This window comes from Cereibacter ovatus (assembly GCF_900207575.1).
Taxonomy (GTDB): Bacteria; Pseudomonadota; Alphaproteobacteria; order Rhodobacterales; family Rhodobacteraceae; genus Cereibacter_A; species Cereibacter_A ovatus.
Genome location: NZ_OAOQ01000013.1, coordinates 60,868 through 76,286 on the forward strand (window position 1 = coordinate 60,868; position 15,419 = coordinate 76,286).

12 protein-coding genes are annotated in these 15,419 nt (G+C 69.2%); 7 read left to right on the forward strand and 5 right to left on the reverse strand.

Translation table 11 applies throughout. The annotated features are described in order from the left end of the window. The first annotated feature begins 25 nt into the window (after window positions 1–25). From CRO07_RS13200 to coaBC, 3 genes are all read left to right on the forward strand, one after another. Window positions 26–904, forward strand: coding sequence for an RNA polymerase factor sigma-32 (locus CRO07_RS13200; protein WP_097031159.1), 879 nt, complete (start codon window positions 26–28; stop codon window positions 902–904). Continuing rightward, window positions 901–1,716 carry a ChaN family lipoprotein gene (locus tag CRO07_RS13205; protein ID WP_097031160.1) on the forward strand — a complete coding sequence of 272 codons (816 nt, stop codon included), beginning with the start codon at window positions 901–903 and terminating at the stop codon, window positions 1,714–1,716. Before CRO07_RS13200 ends, CRO07_RS13205 begins: the two co-directional genes overlap by 4 nt. A 64-nt stretch (window positions 1,717–1,780) precedes the next feature. Further along, window positions 1,781–2,971 (forward strand): bifunctional phosphopantothenoylcysteine decarboxylase/phosphopantothenate--cysteine ligase CoaBC, encoded by a 1,191-nt coding sequence (gene coaBC, locus CRO07_RS13210; RefSeq protein ID WP_097031161.1) that lies wholly within the window; start codon window positions 1,781–1,783, stop codon window positions 2,969–2,971. A gap of 169 nt (window positions 2,972–3,140) precedes the next feature. Here the strand turns inward: coaBC and CRO07_RS13215 are convergent, their stop codons facing one another. The 4 genes from CRO07_RS13215 to dapA form a co-directional block, all read right to left on the reverse strand. Then, complete coding sequence (locus CRO07_RS13215) at window positions 3,141–4,325, reverse strand: amino acid aminotransferase (RefSeq protein WP_097031162.1); 1,185 nt, start codon at window positions 4,323–4,325, stop codon at window positions 3,141–3,143. Window positions 4,326–4,332: 7 nt separating this feature from the next. Beyond that, complete coding sequence (gene sseA, locus CRO07_RS13220) at window positions 4,333–5,181, reverse strand: 3-mercaptopyruvate sulfurtransferase (protein WP_097031163.1); 849 nt, start codon at window positions 5,179–5,181, stop codon at window positions 4,333–4,335. 118 nt (window positions 5,182–5,299) lie between these two features. Then, window positions 5,300–5,773, reverse strand: coding sequence for an SsrA-binding protein SmpB (smpB, locus tag CRO07_RS13225; protein WP_097031188.1), 474 nt, complete (start codon window positions 5,771–5,773; stop codon window positions 5,300–5,302). A gap of 147 nt (window positions 5,774–5,920) precedes the next feature. Next, the gene (gene dapA, locus CRO07_RS13230; protein WP_097031189.1) at window positions 5,921–6,793 is read right to left on the reverse strand and encodes a 4-hydroxy-tetrahydrodipicolinate synthase; all 873 of its coding nucleotides are present in this window, start codon (window positions 6,791–6,793) and stop codon (window positions 5,921–5,923) included. A gap of 152 nt (window positions 6,794–6,945) precedes the next feature. Between dapA and CRO07_RS13235 the strand changes: the two genes are divergently transcribed. Then, on the forward strand, window positions 6,946–8,910 hold the full coding sequence (locus CRO07_RS13235; RefSeq protein WP_097031164.1) for a lytic transglycosylase domain-containing protein: 1,965 nt from the start codon (window positions 6,946–6,948) through the stop codon (window positions 8,908–8,910). A gap of 130 nt (window positions 8,911–9,040) precedes the next feature. On the opposite strand, the gene CRO07_RS13240 is transcribed toward CRO07_RS13235, so the two are convergent. After that, window positions 9,041–10,102, reverse strand: coding sequence for an NAD(P)/FAD-dependent oxidoreductase (locus tag CRO07_RS13240; RefSeq protein ID WP_097031165.1), 1,062 nt, complete (start codon window positions 10,100–10,102; stop codon window positions 9,041–9,043). A gap of 52 nt (window positions 10,103–10,154) precedes the next feature. On the opposite strand from CRO07_RS13240, the gene mnmD reads away from it, so the two are divergent. The 3 genes from mnmD to smc all read left to right on the forward strand — a co-directional run bounded on the left by mnmD (window position 10,155) and on the right by smc (window position 15,399). Next, window positions 10,155–10,955, forward strand: coding sequence for a tRNA (5-methylaminomethyl-2-thiouridine)(34)-methyltransferase MnmD (mnmD, locus tag CRO07_RS13245; protein WP_097031166.1), 801 nt, complete (start codon window positions 10,155–10,157; stop codon window positions 10,953–10,955). Then, window positions 10,952–11,824 (forward strand): DMT family transporter, encoded by an 873-nt coding sequence (locus CRO07_RS13250; RefSeq protein ID WP_097031167.1) that lies wholly within the window; start codon window positions 10,952–10,954, stop codon window positions 11,822–11,824. Before mnmD ends, CRO07_RS13250 begins: the two co-directional genes overlap by 4 nt. A 119-nt stretch (window positions 11,825–11,943) precedes the next feature. Further along, the gene (gene smc, locus CRO07_RS13255; RefSeq protein ID WP_097031168.1) at window positions 11,944–15,399 is read left to right on the forward strand and encodes a chromosome segregation protein SMC; all 3,456 of its coding nucleotides are present in this window, start codon (window positions 11,944–11,946) and stop codon (window positions 15,397–15,399) included. Window positions 15,400–15,419 lie beyond the last annotated feature (20 nt).

The window sequence follows — 15,419 nt, forward strand, 5'->3', positions numbered from 1 at the left end:
TGAGCCGGTTCGACAGGGGGCCCTGATGGCACTGGACGGATATAACGACCAAACAATGTCGCGCCAAGCGATGAAGGCCGAGCTTCTGGATGCCGAGACCGAGCTGCGCCTTGCCTATGCCTGGCGCGACCGGCGCGACGAGGCGGCGCTGCACCGCCTGATCACCGCCTACATGCGTCTTGCAATCTCGATGGCGGCGAAGTTCCGCCGCTATGGCGCGCCGATGAACGATCTGATTCAGGAAGCATCGCTGGGTCTGATGAAGGCGGCCGACAAGTTCGATCCCGATCGCGGGGTGCGATTCTCGACCTATGCGGTGTGGTGGATCAAGGCCTCGATCCAGGATTACGTCATGCGCAACTGGTCGATGGTGCGGACGGGATCGACCTCCAGCCAGAAGGCGCTGTTCTTCAACATGCGCCGGGTGCAGGCCCGGCTGGAACGCGAGGCCAGCCAGCGCGGCGAGGTTCTGGACGGACATCAACTGCGCGAGATGATCGCCCATGACGTGGGCGTGCCGTTGGCCGATGTCGAAATGATGGAAGGCCGGCTGTCGGGGTCGGACTATTCGCTGAATGCCACGCAATCGGCCGATGAGGACGGACGCGAATGGATCGACGCGCTGGAAGACGATTCGGCACAGGCCGCCGAAGTGGTCGAGGGGTCACTGGACGCGGCGCGGCTGCGGGGATGGCTGATCGTCGCCATGCAGCAGTTGAACCCGCGCGAACGGTTCATCGTCACCGAACGCAAGCTGCGCGAGGCGCCGCGCACGCTGGAAAGTCTGGGGGAAGAGTTGAAGCTGTCGAAGGAACGGGTGCGCCAGCTGGAAGCGGCAGCCTTTGCAAAGATGCGGCGGAGCCTTGAAGCGCAGTCGCGCGAGGTGCATCACTTCCTGCTATGAAACAGTGGGTTCTTCTTGCGGCCGGACTGGTCGCCGCCGCCCGGCCGGGTGTGGCCGGGCAGATCGCTCCGGCTGCGCTGGCCGATCTTCCATCGGCCGATGTGGTGATCCTGGGCGAGGTTCACGACAATCCCCGCCATCACGAAAATCAGGCGGTGGCGGTGGCGGGGTTGGGGCCCGCGGCACTGGTGTTCGAGATGCTGACGCCGGAAAAGGCGGCGCTCGTCACGCCCGATCTGTTGGCCGACGAACGCCGGATGGCCGAGGCACTTGATTGGGATGCCTCGGGCTGGCCCGATTTCGCGATGTATCATCCGATCTTTCTGGCCGCCCCCGAAGCGCGGATCTTTGGCGCCGAAGTCCCGCGCGACAGGGCGCGGGCGGCGGTCAAGGACGGCGCCGCCGCGACTTTCGGCGCGGATGCCGCGCGCTTTGGTCTGGACCGCGCCCTTGCGCCCGAAGATCTTGCCGCCCGGTCCGAGGAACAGCGGCTTGCCCACTGCAACGCCCTGCCCGAGGATCTGCTGCCCGGCATGGTCGAGGCGCAGCGCCTGCGCGACGCGGCCCTTGCCCGCGCGGTGCTGGATGCGCTGGAAACCTCGGGCGGGCCGGTTGCCGTCATCACCGGCACCGGCCATGCCCGGCGCGATGTGGGCCTGCCCGCGGTTCTGGCCGATGCCGCGCCGGGGTTGCGCATCCTGTCGATCGGCCAGTTTGAATCCGCCCCCCGCCAGCCCGCACCGTTCGATCTGTGGCTGGTGACCGCCCCGGTCGACCGCGGCGACCCCTGCGCCGATCTGGCCGCCCGCTAAGGGCGGTTGAACCTGCCCCCCTGCGCCCCTACACCTGTCCCCGGGTCGCGCTGAGGGTGCAGGGATGCTGGACGGCAAGCGGATACTTCTGATCATCGGCGGCGGGATTGCCGCCTACAAGTCGCTGGACCTGATCCGCCGCCTGCGCGAACGCGGCTGTGCGGTGACGCCGGTCCTGACGCGGGCGGGGGCAGAGTTTGTCACCCCGTTGTCCGTCTCGGCACTGGCCGGGGCCAGGGTGCATCAGGATCTGTTCGACCTGACGCAAGAGGCAGAGATGGGCCATATCGCGCTGTCGCGGGTGGCCGATCTGATCGTGGTGGCGCCGGCCACCGCCGATCTGATGGCGAAAATGGCAAGCGGGCGGGCCGAGGATCTGGCCTCGACGCTGCTGCTGGCGACCGACACGCGGGTTCTGCTGGCGCCGGCGATGAACGTGCGGATGTGGCAGCATCCGGCGACCCGGCGCAATCTGGCGACGCTGTCGGCCGATGGCGTGCTGACGGTGGGGCCGAATGCGGGCGACATGGCCTGCGGCGAACATGGCCCCGGGCGCATGGCCGAACCGCTTGAAATCGTGGCCGCGATCGAAGCCGCGCTGGCGGTGGGGCCGCTGGCCGGGCGGCGGGTTCTGGTGACATCCGGCCCCACGCACGAACCGATCGACCCGGTGCGCTATATTGCGAATCGCTCCTCCGGCGCGCAGGGCACGGCGCTGGCGGCGGCGCTGCGCGATCTGGGTGCCTCGGTGGTGTTCGTGACCGGACCGGCGACGGTTCCGCCACCCGCGGGCGTGAAGGTCGTGCAGGTCGAAACCGCGGCGCAGATGATGGCCGCGGTCAGCGCCGCGCTACCCGTCGAGGCGGCGGTGTTCGCCGCGGCGGTGGCGGACTGGCGGGTGGCCAATGCCGCGTCGGTCAAGGTGAAGAAGGGCGCGGGCGGGCTGTCGCTGGACTTTGCCGAGAACCCCGACATCCTTGCCACCGTATCGCGGCTGGACACGGGACGGCCGCGGCTGGTGGTGGGCTTTGCCGCCGAAACCGATCAGGTGATCGCCCATGCCACCGCCAAGCGGGCGCGCAAGGGCTGCGACTGGATCGTGGCCAACGATGTCTCGCCAGCCACCGGCATCATGGGCGGAACCGAGAATGCGGTAACGCTGATTACCGCGGATGGCACAGAGGACTGGCCGCGGATGCCCAAGGCCGAGGTTGCGCGCAGACTGGCGCAGCGGATCGCCGAGGCGCTGGCCTGACAGCCCGTCGCGCGCGGCGGGCTGCCCCCCCCATCCGCAGCGGTGCGGCCCAGGCTTGATGGCCGGCCCGCGGGCTTCTGCGCCCCGCCGGGCCACCCCGGGGTCCGATCCGTCCGCGGCAGCGCCGCCCGTTGCCCCCTCGATGGGGGCGACGGGCGGCCCCTTCCCCTCAGCCGCGCAGCACGTCGGCTACCGCGCGGGCCAGAACCGGCACCGTGGTCCGGTTCAGCCCGGCGATATTCAGCCGCGAATCACCCACCATGTAGACCGCATGATCGGTGCGCAGCTTTTCCACCTGCTCGGGCGTCAGCCCAAGCCGCGAGAACATGCCGCGATGCTCGGCCACAAAGCCGAAACGGTCCGACCCGGTTTCCGCGCGCAGCGCCTCGGCCAGCAACTGGCGCAGGGTCAGCATGTTCAGCCGCACCTCCTCCAGTTCGGCCTTCCAGTCGGCGCACAACGCCTCATCGTCCAGGATCATCGTCACCAGACGCGCGCCGTGATCGGGCGGGAAAGAGAAGTTCTGCCGGTTCAGGAAGTTCAGGTTGCCCTGCGTCACCACCCTGCCCGATGCCTCGCCGATGGCGATCAGGATGCCGGTCCGTTCGCGGTAGATGCCGAAGTTCTTGGAACACGAGGCCGCGATCAGCACCTCGGGCAGTTTCGAGGCCAGAAGCCGCGTCGCCGCCGCGTCCATCTCCAGCCCGTCGCCGAACCCCTGATAGGCCAGATCGATCAGCGGCACCGCGCCCGCCTTGGCAATGGCCTCGCAGATCGCCAGCCACTGCACCGGATTCGGGTTCGCGCCGGTCGGGTTGTGGCAGCAGCCATGCAGCAGCACCACATCGCCCGCCTTCACCTGCGCCAGATCCGCCATCATGCCGTCGAAATCGACCGCGCCGGTCGCGGCGTCGAAATAGCGGTATTCCTGCATCGGAATGCCAAGATATTTCACGATCGTCAGGTGGTTGGGCCAGGTCGGATTGGAAATCCAGACCGTCGCCCCCGGCGCGGCCATGCGGATCAGTTCCAGCGCCTGCCGCACCGCGCCCGTGCCGCCCGGCGTCGCGACCGAGGCCACACGGTCCGCCGCCACCGCACCGGCAAGGATCAGCTCGACCATCGCGGCATTGTAGGCGGGTTCCCCGGCAAGGCCGGTATAGGTCTTGGTGGTCTCGGTTTCCCACAGCCGCTTTTCGGCTGCCTTCACCGCCCGCATCACCGGGGTCAGGCCGGTCGGGTCCTTGTAGACGCCAACGCCGAGGTCGATCTTGCCGTCCCGGGGATCTTCGCGGAACATCTGGATCAGTTGCAGGATCTTGTCCGCGGGTTGCGGCTTGAGGGCGGTCAGCATTCCTTCGTCATCCTTTCGCGACCTTGAGATCGTCATACATGCCCCATTCGGCCCAGGAGCCATCATAAAGCGCGTGATTGCGGTGGCCCAGGATTTCCAGCGCAAGGCTGAGAACAGCGGCCGTCACCCCGGACCCGCAGGTGGTGATCGCGGGCTTTGCCAGATCCACGCCGGCAGCGTCAAAGGCCGCGCGCAGCGCATCGGGCGCCTTCATCGTGCCATCGCCGTTCAGAAGCGTCTGGAACGGCACATTCTTCGAGCCGGGAATATGGCCGCCGCGCAGGCCGGGGCGGGGCTCGGGCTCGACCCCCTTGAAGCGGCCTTCGGAACGCGCGTCGATGATCTCGGCCTCGCCCAGCTTCGAGGCATGGGCGACCTGCGTCACGTCCTTCACAAGGCCCGCCTGCCGCTGCACCGTCATGTGGCGGTCGCGGGTGATCGGGGGCAGGTCTTCCAGCGGGTGGCCTTCGGCCTTCCATTTCGGCAGGCCGCCATCCAGCACCGCAACATCGGTCTTGCCCATCAGGCGGAAGGTCCACCAGACGCGCGGCGCCGACAGGATACCCGCGCCGTCATAGACCACGACCTGATGGCCGTCGCCGATGCCCATGGCGCGCATCCGGCTGATAAACTTTTCCACCGGCGGTGCCATATGCGGCAGGGCCGAACGGAGGTCGGCGATCTCGTCGATGTCGAAGAAGCGGGCGCCGGGGATATGTTCGGCCTGATACTCGGCGCGGGCGTCGCGGCCCGCGGCTGGCAGATACCACGAGGCGTCGATGATGCGCAGATCGGGGTCGCGCAGATGCGCGGCAAGCCAGTCGGTGGAAACGAGCGTTCGGGGATCATCGGTCATGGCGGGCTCCTCGGAAAGCCAACCCGGCTTAATGCGGCGGCGATGCGCAGGCAAGCCCGCTTGGCCGTGGTCGCTGTGCGCAAGCGCCGCAGAGCCGCCCGGCCGGCCGACGCGAGGATCAGACGTGCTGCTTCAGCAGGCGCTGCTTTTCGCGGCCCCAGTCGCGCTTGGCTTCGGTGGCGCGCTTGTCGGCCAGCTTCTTGCCTTTGGCGATGCCGATCATCAGCTTCACGATCCCGCGGTCGTTGAAATACATCCGGATCGGCACGATGGTCATGCCTTCGCGCGCCGTGGCATTCCACAGCCGCGCCAGTTCGCGCCGGGACACCAGCAGCTTGCGTCGGCGCCGTTCCTCGTGGCCCCAGGTCTTGGCCTGAAGGTAGGGCGCGATATAGCCGTTGATCAGCCACAATTCCCCATTCTCGACCGAAGCATAGCTTTCGCCGATGTTCGAGCCGCCCTGCCGGAGCGACTTCACTTCAGAGCCCATGAGGATGATCCCGGCCTCGATCTCCTCTTCGATGAAGTAATCGAAGCGGGCGCGGCGGTTTTCTGCGATGAGCTTGCTGTTGGGGTCGGAATGTTTGGCCATGACGCGGTTGAGATAGGCGAGCAACCGCGCGCTGTCCAGCCCGGTTGGCCGGAAGGGGGGGCCGTCCTCGGGGGCATCGAGCCCCCGAGGACGGCGCTGCCGCGGACTGTGGCGCGGGCCGCGCGGCCCCGGCCGACCGGGGCGGTGTCAGATCAGGCCGGCGTGGCGCATCGCGGCATCGATTCGGGCCTTGGTCGGATCGGTCAGACCCACCAGCGGCAGGCGCACCTCGGGCGAGCAGAGGCCAAGACGCGACAGCGCGTATTTCGCGCCGACAAGGCCGGGTTCGATGAAGATCGCCTCGTGCAGCGGCATCAGCCTGTCCTGATAGTCCAGCGCGCGGGCGAAATCGCCGGCAAGCGTCGCCTGCTGGAACTCGGCGCAGAGCCGCGGCGCCACGTTCGCCGTGACCGAGATGCAGCCCACCCCGCCATGGGCGTTGAAGCCCAGCGCGGTCGCATCCTCGCCCGAAAGCTGGATGAAATCCGCACCGCAGCTGGCGCGCTGCTGGCTGACACGCTCGATCTTGCCGGTGGCGTCCTTGACCCCGATGATGCGGGGAAGTTCCGCCAGTTTGCCCATCGTCTCGGGGGTCATGTCCACGACCGAGCGGCCGGGAATGTTGTAGATGATGATCGGCAGCGAACAGCAATCGTGCAGCGCGGTGTAATGCGCGATCAGCCCGGCCTGTGTCGGCTTGTTGTAATAGGGCGTCACCACCAGCGCGGCATCGGCCCCCACCCGTTCGGCAAACCGGATCAGGCGGATGCCCTCGGCGGTCGAGTTCGACCCCGCCCCCGCGATCACCGGCACGCGACCGGCGGCTGCGGCCACCACCGCCTCGATCACGGTTTCGTGTTCGTCATGGCTGAGCGTGGGGCTTTCGCCGGTGGTGCCCACCGGCACCAGCCCGGTCGAGCCTTCGGCAATCTGCCAGTCCACAAGTTTCTTCAGCGTGTCCAGATCCAGAGCGCCGTCCTTGAACGGCGTGACAAGGGCGGGAATCGACCCTTTGATCATGGCACGCATCTCCTCGTGGGTGGGCTGACTCGCCCGGTTGAAACCGCGTCTTCCTAGCGTCCGGCGCGGCACTTGCCAAGTTGTCGCCAAGCCGCGGGCGGTCTTGCGCTTGTGTGTTGCGGGGGGCGGTGGTCTTGGGCAGATTACGGGGCATGTCCCGCCGCCACCCTCGCCCCGCCCTGAGCCGCCTTTGCGCGCTGATCCTGTTGCCGCTTGTGCTGTCGCTGCCGCCGGGCGCGGCCGATGCCGACGACCCGGCCGCGCTGCGCGGGGCGCTGCGGGCGGTCTGGGCCAGGGACTGGGACGATGCGGCGGCCCGCGCCCGCGCCTCGGGGCCACTGGCGCAATCCATCGTGGAATGGCACCGACTGCGCGCGGGCGAAGGACTCTTGGGCGATTACGAAGGCTTTCTTGCCCGCCATGGCGACTGGCCGGGCCTGTCGCTTTTGCGCGCAAAGGGCGAAGATGCGGCGGCGCGGTCGACCACGCCCGCGCGGGTGATCGCCTATTTCGGCCCGCGCGCCCCCGCGACCGCGACGGGGGCCATTGCCCTTTCCCGCGCGTTGGCGGCCGCGGGCCGAGGCGCCGAGGCCGCAGCGGTGATCCGGCAGGCATGGGTCGGCCTTGACTTCACGGCCGAAGAGGAATCGGCCGCGATGGTCGCCTTCCCGGCCGTCCTGTCGGCCGCGCATGAGGCACGGCTTGACAGGCTGCTGTGGGAGAACCGGCCCGAGCAGGCGCGGCGGATGCTGCCACGGGTGTCGGACGGCTGGAAGCGGCTGGCGGCTGCGCGGATGGCGCTGCGCGCCGATGCCGATGGGGTGGATGGGCTGATCGCGGCGGTTCCGGGCGCGCTGGCCGCCCATCCCGGCCTTGCCTACGAGCGCGCGATGTGGCGGGCGCGCAAGGGGCGCGCGGCGGATGCGGCGGTGCTGGTCCTTGAACGCAGTGCCCGCGCCGACGATCTGGGCGAGCCCGCGCATTGGGCCGACCGCCGCCCCGGCCTTGCCCGCGCGCTGGTCGAGGATGGCGACCCGCGCACCGCCTATCGGCTTGCCGCCTCGCACCATCTGACGGGGGGCGCGGATTTCGCCGATCTGGAGTTTCTGGCCGGGTTCATCGCCTTGCGCGATCTGGGCGAGGCGCAGACCGCGCTGGGGCATTTCCAGCGCCTGCAAGCGGCCGTGCGCACGCCCATCAGCCTGTCGCGGGCGCTGTTCTGGCAGGGCCGCGCCCATGAGGCGATGGGCCACTATGACGAGGCCGGCGCCGCCTTCACCGAGGCCGCCCGGCACCAGACCGCCTATTATGGTTTGCTGGCGGCCGAACGGGTGGGCATCCCGCTGGACCCGGCGCTGGTGTCGCCGCCGCGCGGGGGCGACTGGCGGCAGGGCGGGTTCGCCGCGTCCTCGGTCTTGGCGGCGGGGCGGCTTCTGCTGGCCGCGGGCGAGCGCGATCAGGGCAAGCGGTTCCTGCTGCATCTGGCCGAAAGCCTTGGACCCGACGATCTGGCGCGGCTGGCCGAGATGACGCTTGATCTGGGCGAGGCGCATATCGCGGTGCTGATCGGCAAACAGGCGGCCGAGCGCGGGATCATCCTGTCGCGCGCCTATTTCCCGGTGCCCGAGATGGTGCCATCTGACGGGCTGCCGGTGTCGCGGGCGCTTGCGCTGTCGATCGCGCGCCGCGAATCCGAGTTCAACCCGGTGGTGGTCAGCCCCGCCGGTGCGCGTGGTCTGATGCAGGTGATGCCGGGGACGGCCAAGCTGATGGCGGTGCGTGTGGGGCTGGGCTACAGCGCCGAGCGGCTGAACGAGGCCGCCTATAACGTGCGGCTTGGCACCGCCTATCTGGCACAACTGGTTGAAGAATTCGGCCCGTCGATTGCACTTGTGGCTGCGGGCTACAACGCCGGGCCGGGGCGGCCACGGCGCTGGCTGCAAGAGTTCGGCGACCCCCGCTCGCCCGATATCGACGTGGTGGACTGGGTCGAGCGCATCCCCTTTGCCGAGACCCGCACCTATGTGATGCGGGTGGCCGAATCGATCGTGATCTATCGCGCGAAGCTGCGCGGATCGGGCGGCCCTGTCAGGATCACCGCCGAACTGAAAGGCTGAGCGGTGCCCGGACGATCCCCCGGTCGTGGATCGTCAGCCGCAAACGCACGCTGCGGCAAGCAGCGGGCCGGACAAGCGGGCCCGGAAGCCCCCCGCACGCGGGCGGCGGGGCGGGCTTTTGGCCCCTGCCCTAGTCCTCGCCCTTGATCCGCTTCTTCAGCGAGGCTTCGACGCGGAAGCCCTCGGGGATGGCATCACGGCCGTCCAGCACCAGATCGGCCATGACTTCGCCCACCTTCGGCGCCATGCCGAAGCCGATCTTGAAGCCGCCGTTGGCGACGAACTGTCCGGGCCGGCCGGGCCACTCGCCCAGCATCGGCGCAAGGCTGCGGGCGCGCGGGCGCAGGCCCGCCCAGCGTTCCAGAACCGGCGCGCCTTGCAGCCACGGGCAGACCGCCAGTGCGCGGGCGTGGACGGCCTCCAACTGCTCGTCGGTGGTGTCGGGCGAGGTCCATTCATTTTCGGCGGTCGAGCCGACGGCAGTGGTGCCATCGGCATGGGGCACAATCAGCAGCCCGGCCGCAAACACCTGCGGGCGGTCGCGGGCATCCAGCCCCACGATCATCGCCTGCCCCTTGACGCCGCCGCCGACGGGCTTGCCCAGATCCTCGGACAGGGCCTGAAGGCAGGCGGTGCCGGTGGCCCAGACCACGGGGCCGACCTCGTCGGCGTCACCGATCAGAACCTCGCCACCGCGGGCGCGGATCGCGGCCACCAATGCGGCGGCGGCCATGCGCGGGTGGATGCGCGCGGTCAGTGTGTCGTGGATCATCAGCCCGGTCGGGCTTTGCGGCGCGCCGGGGCCTTCGGCGGGCACCACCTGCCAGTGAAAGCGGCCCTGCCACAGCGTTTTGGCCTCGTCGGCACGGGCGCGGGCATGCTCCACGGCGCGGTCGTCGGCCAGCGGCTGGAACCGGCCAAGCCGGGCATAGCCCGTGGGCAGGCCCGAGGCATCCGCCACCTCGTCCCACCATGCCTGACCCATGGCAAGGCTGTCGAACTGGAACGCCTTCTTGTCGTTCCAGTTTTCCGGCACATGCGGGGAAAGCGCCCCGACCAGACCGCCCGACGAGCCTGCTCCGATGCGGCGCGTCTCGATCAGGCGCACCCTCGCCCCCCGTTTCGCGGCGGCCCAGGCCACCGACAACCCGAAGATGCCGCCGCCCCGAATTGTCACATCCGGCGTTGCCATTTCCCTCGCCCTCGCACAATGTCCGCATTTCGAAGCAGCAGGCTTAGGACAGATGCCAGCCACAGGCCAGAGCGCGGATGTCGCGCGGAACGCGCGCGACTTGCCTGATGAAACGCGGAACGCGCGCAGTTTGCCTGACGAAGCGCGGGCCGCGCCTGACGGCACGACAGACAGGGAAGAACCGGCGGGGACCGCGGCGCTGGAATGGCGCGACGGGGGCATTCCGGTCTCGACCCGGTTCGATGACCCGTATTTCTCGCTGGCCAATGGGCTGGCCGAGACGCGCCATGTGTTTCTGGCCGGGAACGGCCTGCCGGGGCGGTTCCGGCCCGGCTTCCATATCGCGGAACTGGGGTTTGGCACCGGCCTCAACATGCTGGCCACACTGGTGTCCTGGACCGCGGCGGGGGTACCGGGGCGGCTGCGCTATACCTCGTTCGAGGCGTTTCCCATGAGCGCCCCCGACATCGCCCGCGCGCTTCGCGCCTTCCCCGAGGCCGAGGCCATCGCCGGCCCCTTCCTTGATGCCTGGGCCGCCGGTCATTCGCGCTTCGTGAATGACACGCTGGATCTGACGGTGGTGATCGGCGACGCGCGCCAGACCCTGCCGCGCTGGCCGGACCGCGCCGACGCCTGGTATCTGGACGGCTTTTCACCGGCCAAGAACCCCGAGCTTTGGTCCGGGGACTTGATGGCCGAGGTCGCCCGCCACACCGCGCCGGGGGGCAGTTTCGCCACCTACACCGCGGCGGGCCATGTCCGGCGCGCCCTGGCGGCGGCGGGCTTTGCCGTCAGCCGCCTGCCGGGACATGGCACCAAGCGCCACATGTCGGCCGGGGTGCTGCCGGAATGACCGAACAGAACACCCGGCTTGGCATCGGGCTGATGGTGCTGACCACCTGCATCTTCGCGATCCAGGACGGGATTTCACGCCATCTGGCCGAAAACCACAGCGTTTTCATGGTTGTGATGATCCGCTACTGGTTCTTTGCGGCCTTCGTGATGGTGCTGGCGGCGCGACAGGCGGGGGGCCTGGGCGTGGTCCTGCGCTCGCGGTTTCCGCTGTTGCAGACGGCGCGGGGGCTGGTTCTGGCGGCCGAGGTCTGCGTGATGGTGCTGGGCTTCGTCAAGCTGGGGCTGGTGGCCAGCCATGCCGTCTTTACCTGCTATCCGCTGCTGGTGGCGGCACTTTCGGGGCCGGTTCTGGGGGAAAAGGTTGGCTGGCGGCGGTGGGCCGCAATCGGCACCGGCTTTGTGGGCGTGCTGATCATCCTTCAGCCGGGGGTGGCGGTGTTCTCGCCCTGGGCGCTGGTGCCGCTGCTGGCGGCCTTCCTGTTCGCGATCTATGGGCTGCTGACACGCTATGTCGCGCGGGGCGATGCGGCGGCGGTCAGCTTTTTCTGGACCGGCACGGTGGGCGCGCTGGCGATGACCGCGGTCGGCCTTTGGTTCTGGGAACCGATGGCGCGTGCCGACTGGCTGTGGATGGCGGCCCTGTGCTGCACCGCGGCACTGGGCCACTGGTGCCTGATCCGCGCCTATGAGGTGGCCGAGGCCAGCGCGGTGCAGCCCTTCGCCTATCTGCAACTTCCCTTTGCGGCGGCGGTGGGGCTGGTGGTCTTTGGCGAAAGCCTGACGGCCAATGTGGTGATCGGCGCGGGCGTCGTCGTCGGCGCGGGGCTGTTCACGCTTTGGCGGCAGCAGGTCCGGGCGCAGTCCTGACACCGGCAACATCTTGGGGATAACCGCCGCCCCGCCGCCAGATCGTGGGGGCTGCGGTTGACTTGGGCCGCGCAAGGCCGGACCATGCCGCCTTGGTTCAGAATCAGAAGGAATGCCGCTTGCGGTTCACCCGCCTCCGTCTCAATGGCTTCAAAAGCTTTGTGGACCCCACGGATCTGGTGATCCACGAGGGGTTGACGGGCGTGGTGGGGCCAAACGGCTGCGGCAAGTCGAACCTTCTGGAAGCCCTGCGCTGGGTGATGGGCGAGAACCGCCCGACGGCAATGCGCGGCGCGGGGATGGAGGACGTGATCTTTGCCGGCGCCGCCACCCGGCCCGCGCGCAACTTTGCCGAAGTGGCGCTTGTCATCGACAATGCCGACCGGCTGGCCCCCACGGGCTTCAACGATGCCGACACGATCGAGATCGTGCGCCGCATCACCCGCGACGCCGGTAGCGCCTACAAGGCCAACACCCGCGATGTCCGGGCGCGCGACATCCAGATGCTGTTTGCAGATGCCTCGACCGGGGCGCATTCGCCGGCTTTGGTGCGGCAGGGGCAGATTTCGGAACTGATCAACGCCAAGCCCAAGGCACGGCGGCGAATTCTGGAAGAAGCCGCCGGGATTTCCGGGCTGTACCAGCGCCGGCACGAGGCCGAACTGCGCCTGACCGCGACCGAACAGAACCTGTCGCGGGTTGAAGATGTGCTGGATCAGCTGGCCCAGCAGTTGGCGACACTGGCCCGGCAGGCCAAACAGGCCGCGCGTTACCGCGAGATCGGCGAGGAACTGCGACAGGCCGAAGGGTCGCTGCTGTATCGCCGCTGGCGCGAGGCCGATCTGGCACGGACCGAGGCGCTGGCCGCCCTGCGCGAGCGGATGATGACGGCCGGCCAAGCCGAATCCACCGCGCGCAAGGCCGCAAGTTTGCGCGCCGAACTGGATGCGGCGATGCCCCCCCGGCGCGAGGAAGAGGCAATCGCCGGCGCGCTGTTGCAACGCCTGACCGTGCAACGCGATGCACTGGCCGCCGAAGAAGCCCGCGCCCGCGCCACCATCGCCACGCTGACGTCGCGGGTTGATCAACTGTCCCGCGACATCGACCGCGAAGCCGGGCTGAACCGCGACGCCGTCGACACCATCGCCCGGCTGGACTGGGAACGCGACGCGCTGGAAAAGGCCCATGACGGCCATGACGGGCGGCTGGCGGAAGCCACCGAAGCCGCACGAGAGGCCGCGGCCGTGCTGTCCGAACGCGAGGGCATCCTGTCCGAACGCACCGAGGATGTGGCGCGGCTGTCGGCCCGCCATCAGTCGGCACAGCGGATGCTGGCCGACAGCCGCACCACCCTGACCCGGATCGAAGCCGAGGCCGCCCGCGCCCGCGCCACGGTCGATGCGGCCAGCGCGGCGCAGGATGCTGCCGCCGAAGCCTTCGAGGCCGCAGCCTTGGCACAGGAAGAGGCCGAGGCCCGCGCCGAAGCCGCCGAGGAGGCGCTGGTTCTGGCCGACGAGGCCCGCGCCGAGGCGCAATCGCGCGAGGCCGAGGCCCGCGCCACGCGATCGGCCGCCGAGGGTGAGGCCAACGCGCTTCGCGCCGAAGTGGCCGCCCTTGCCCGGCTGGTTGATCGCGAGGCACAGGCCGGGGCGCAGCTTCTTGACCGGGTGCAGGTCGAGCCGGGGTTCGAGGCCGCCCTGGGCGCGGCGCTGGCCGACGACCTTCGGGCGCCCGAAGTGGCGGCCGATGCGCGGTCGGGTTGGGCGGTGCTGGCGGACTATGAAACGGTGCAACCGCTGCCCGAGGGTGTGTCCCCGCTTGCCCCCCATGTCGGCGTGCCCGATGTGCTGCGCCGCCGGATCGGCCAGATCGGGCTGGTGGACCGGGCGCAGGGGGCCGCGCTGCAACCGCTTTTGCATCCTGGCCAGCGCCTTGTCAGTCTTGACGGCGATCTGTGGCGCTGGGACGGGTTCCGCACCGGAGCCGAGGATGCGCCCTCGGCTGCGGCGCTGCGGCTGAAGCAGTTGAACCGGCTGGTGGCGCTGAAACGCGATCTGGAAGAGGTGGCCGCCCGGGCCGAAGGCGCCCGTCAGGCGCATGAGACGCTTCAGGCCCGGCTGGCGCATCTGACCCGCGCCGATCAGGACACGCGCGAGGCCCGCCGCGCCGCAGATGCCCGCGTAACCGAGGCCAGCCGGGCGGCGTCCAAAGCCGAAGCCGAACGGTCGATCGCGGGAGGCAAGCTGGAATCGGCCCGCCTCGCCGTGGCCCGCTTTGAGGATGAGGCGATGGAAGCCCGCGCCCGCCTGCGCGAGGCCGAAGCCGCGACACTGGCGCTGCCCGATCTCGATGCCGCGCGGACCGGGATCGAGGATCTGAAACTGGCGGTCGAGGCCGCCCGGATCACCATGATGGCACGCCGCTCGCAGCATGACGAATTGCGCCGCGAGGGCGAGGCGCGGATGCGCCGCAAGCAAGAGGTGACCAAGGATCTGTCAGGCTGGAAGCACCGGCTTGAGACCGCCGAAAAGCGCGGTGCCGAACTGGCCGAGCGCAAGGCCGAAACCGAAGACGAGTTGCGCGAAGCCCTTGAGGCGCCCGAAGACATCGCGGCCCGCCGCGAGGATCTGGCCGAGGCCACCCATGCCGCGGAACTCCGCCGTGCCCGTGCCGCGGATGCGCTGGCCCAGGCCGAAGCGGCGCTGCGCGCTGCGCAAGACGCCGAACGCGACACCGAACGGCAGGCCGGCGAGGCCCGCGAAGCCCGCGCCCGCGCCGAGGCCCGCGCCGATGCCGCCTCGGAGGCCCTGCACCTTGCCACCGAGCGCATCCGCGAGGAAACCGAGCGCACGCCCGATCAGCTTCTGGCCGGGCTGGGGATCGCCGCCGACCGCATCCCCACCGTCGAGGCGCTGGAAACCGACGTGGCGCGACTGAAGCGTCAGCGCGAGGCGTTGGGTGCGGTCAACCTGCGCGCCGAGGAAGACGCCCGCGCCGTTCAGCAGGAACACGACACGCTGCGCGTCGAAAAGCTGGATCTGGAGGAAGCGGTCAAGCGCCTGCGCGCCGGCATCCAGGGCCTGAACCGCGAAGGGCGCGAACGTCTTCTGACGGCCTTCGAACAGGTCAACGCCAGTTTCGGCACGCTGTTCACGCATCTTTTCGGCGGCGGCGAAGCGCGGCTGGTGATGGTGGAAAGCGACGATCCGCTGGAAGCCGGGTTGGAAATCATGTGTCAGCCGCCGGGCAAGAAGCTGTCCACGCTGTCGCTGTTATCGGGGGGCGAACAGACGCTGACGGCGCTGGCGCTGATCTTTGCGGTGTTTCTGGCCAATCCCGCGCCGATCTGCGTGCTGGACGAGGTCGACGCGCCACTGGATGACGCCAACGTGACCCGGTTTTGCGACCTTCTGGACGAAATGACCCGGCGGACCGAAACCCGGTTCCTGATCATCACCCACCATGCCGTGACCATGGCGCGGATGGACCGGCTGTTCGGGGTCACCATGGCCGAGCAAGGAGTCAGCCAGCTGGTCTCGGTTGATCTGAAGAAGGCCGAGGCGCTGGTGGCCTGACTGAACTTTCGGGCAGGTCA

Bases quoted from the DNA above. Each gene is read 5' to 3' on its own strand.
- CRO07_RS13200 (WP_097031159.1), top strand. From the start codon at position 26: ATGGCACTGGACGGATATAACGACCAAACAATGTCGCGCCAAGCGATG.
- dapA (WP_097031189.1), bottom strand. From the start codon at position 6,793: ATGATCAAAGGGTCGATTCCCGCCCTTGTCACGCCGTTCAAGGACGGC.
- CRO07_RS13240 (WP_097031165.1), bottom strand. From the start codon at position 10,102: ATGGCAACGCCGGATGTGACAATTCGGGGCGGCGGCATCTTCGGGTTG.
- mnmD (WP_097031166.1), top strand. From the start codon at position 10,155: ATGCCAGCCACAGGCCAGAGCGCGGATGTCGCGCGGAACGCGCGCGAC.
- CRO07_RS13205 (WP_097031160.1), top strand. From the start codon at position 901: ATGAAACAGTGGGTTCTTCTTGCGGCCGGACTGGTCGCCGCCGCCCGG.
- CRO07_RS13250 (WP_097031167.1), top strand. From the start codon at position 10,952: ATGACCGAACAGAACACCCGGCTTGGCATCGGGCTGATGGTGCTGACC.
- coaBC (WP_097031161.1), top strand. From the start codon at position 1,781: ATGCTGGACGGCAAGCGGATACTTCTGATCATCGGCGGCGGGATTGCC.
- CRO07_RS13215 (WP_097031162.1), bottom strand. From the start codon at position 4,325: ATGCTGACCGCCCTCAAGCCGCAACCCGCGGACAAGATCCTGCAACTG.
- smpB (WP_097031188.1), bottom strand. From the start codon at position 5,773: ATGGCCAAACATTCCGACCCCAACAGCAAGCTCATCGCAGAAAACCGC.
- CRO07_RS13235 (WP_097031164.1), top strand. From the start codon at position 6,946: ATGTCCCGCCGCCACCCTCGCCCCGCCCTGAGCCGCCTTTGCGCGCTG.
- sseA (WP_097031163.1), bottom strand. From the start codon at position 5,181: ATGACCGATGATCCCCGAACGCTCGTTTCCACCGACTGGCTTGCCGCG.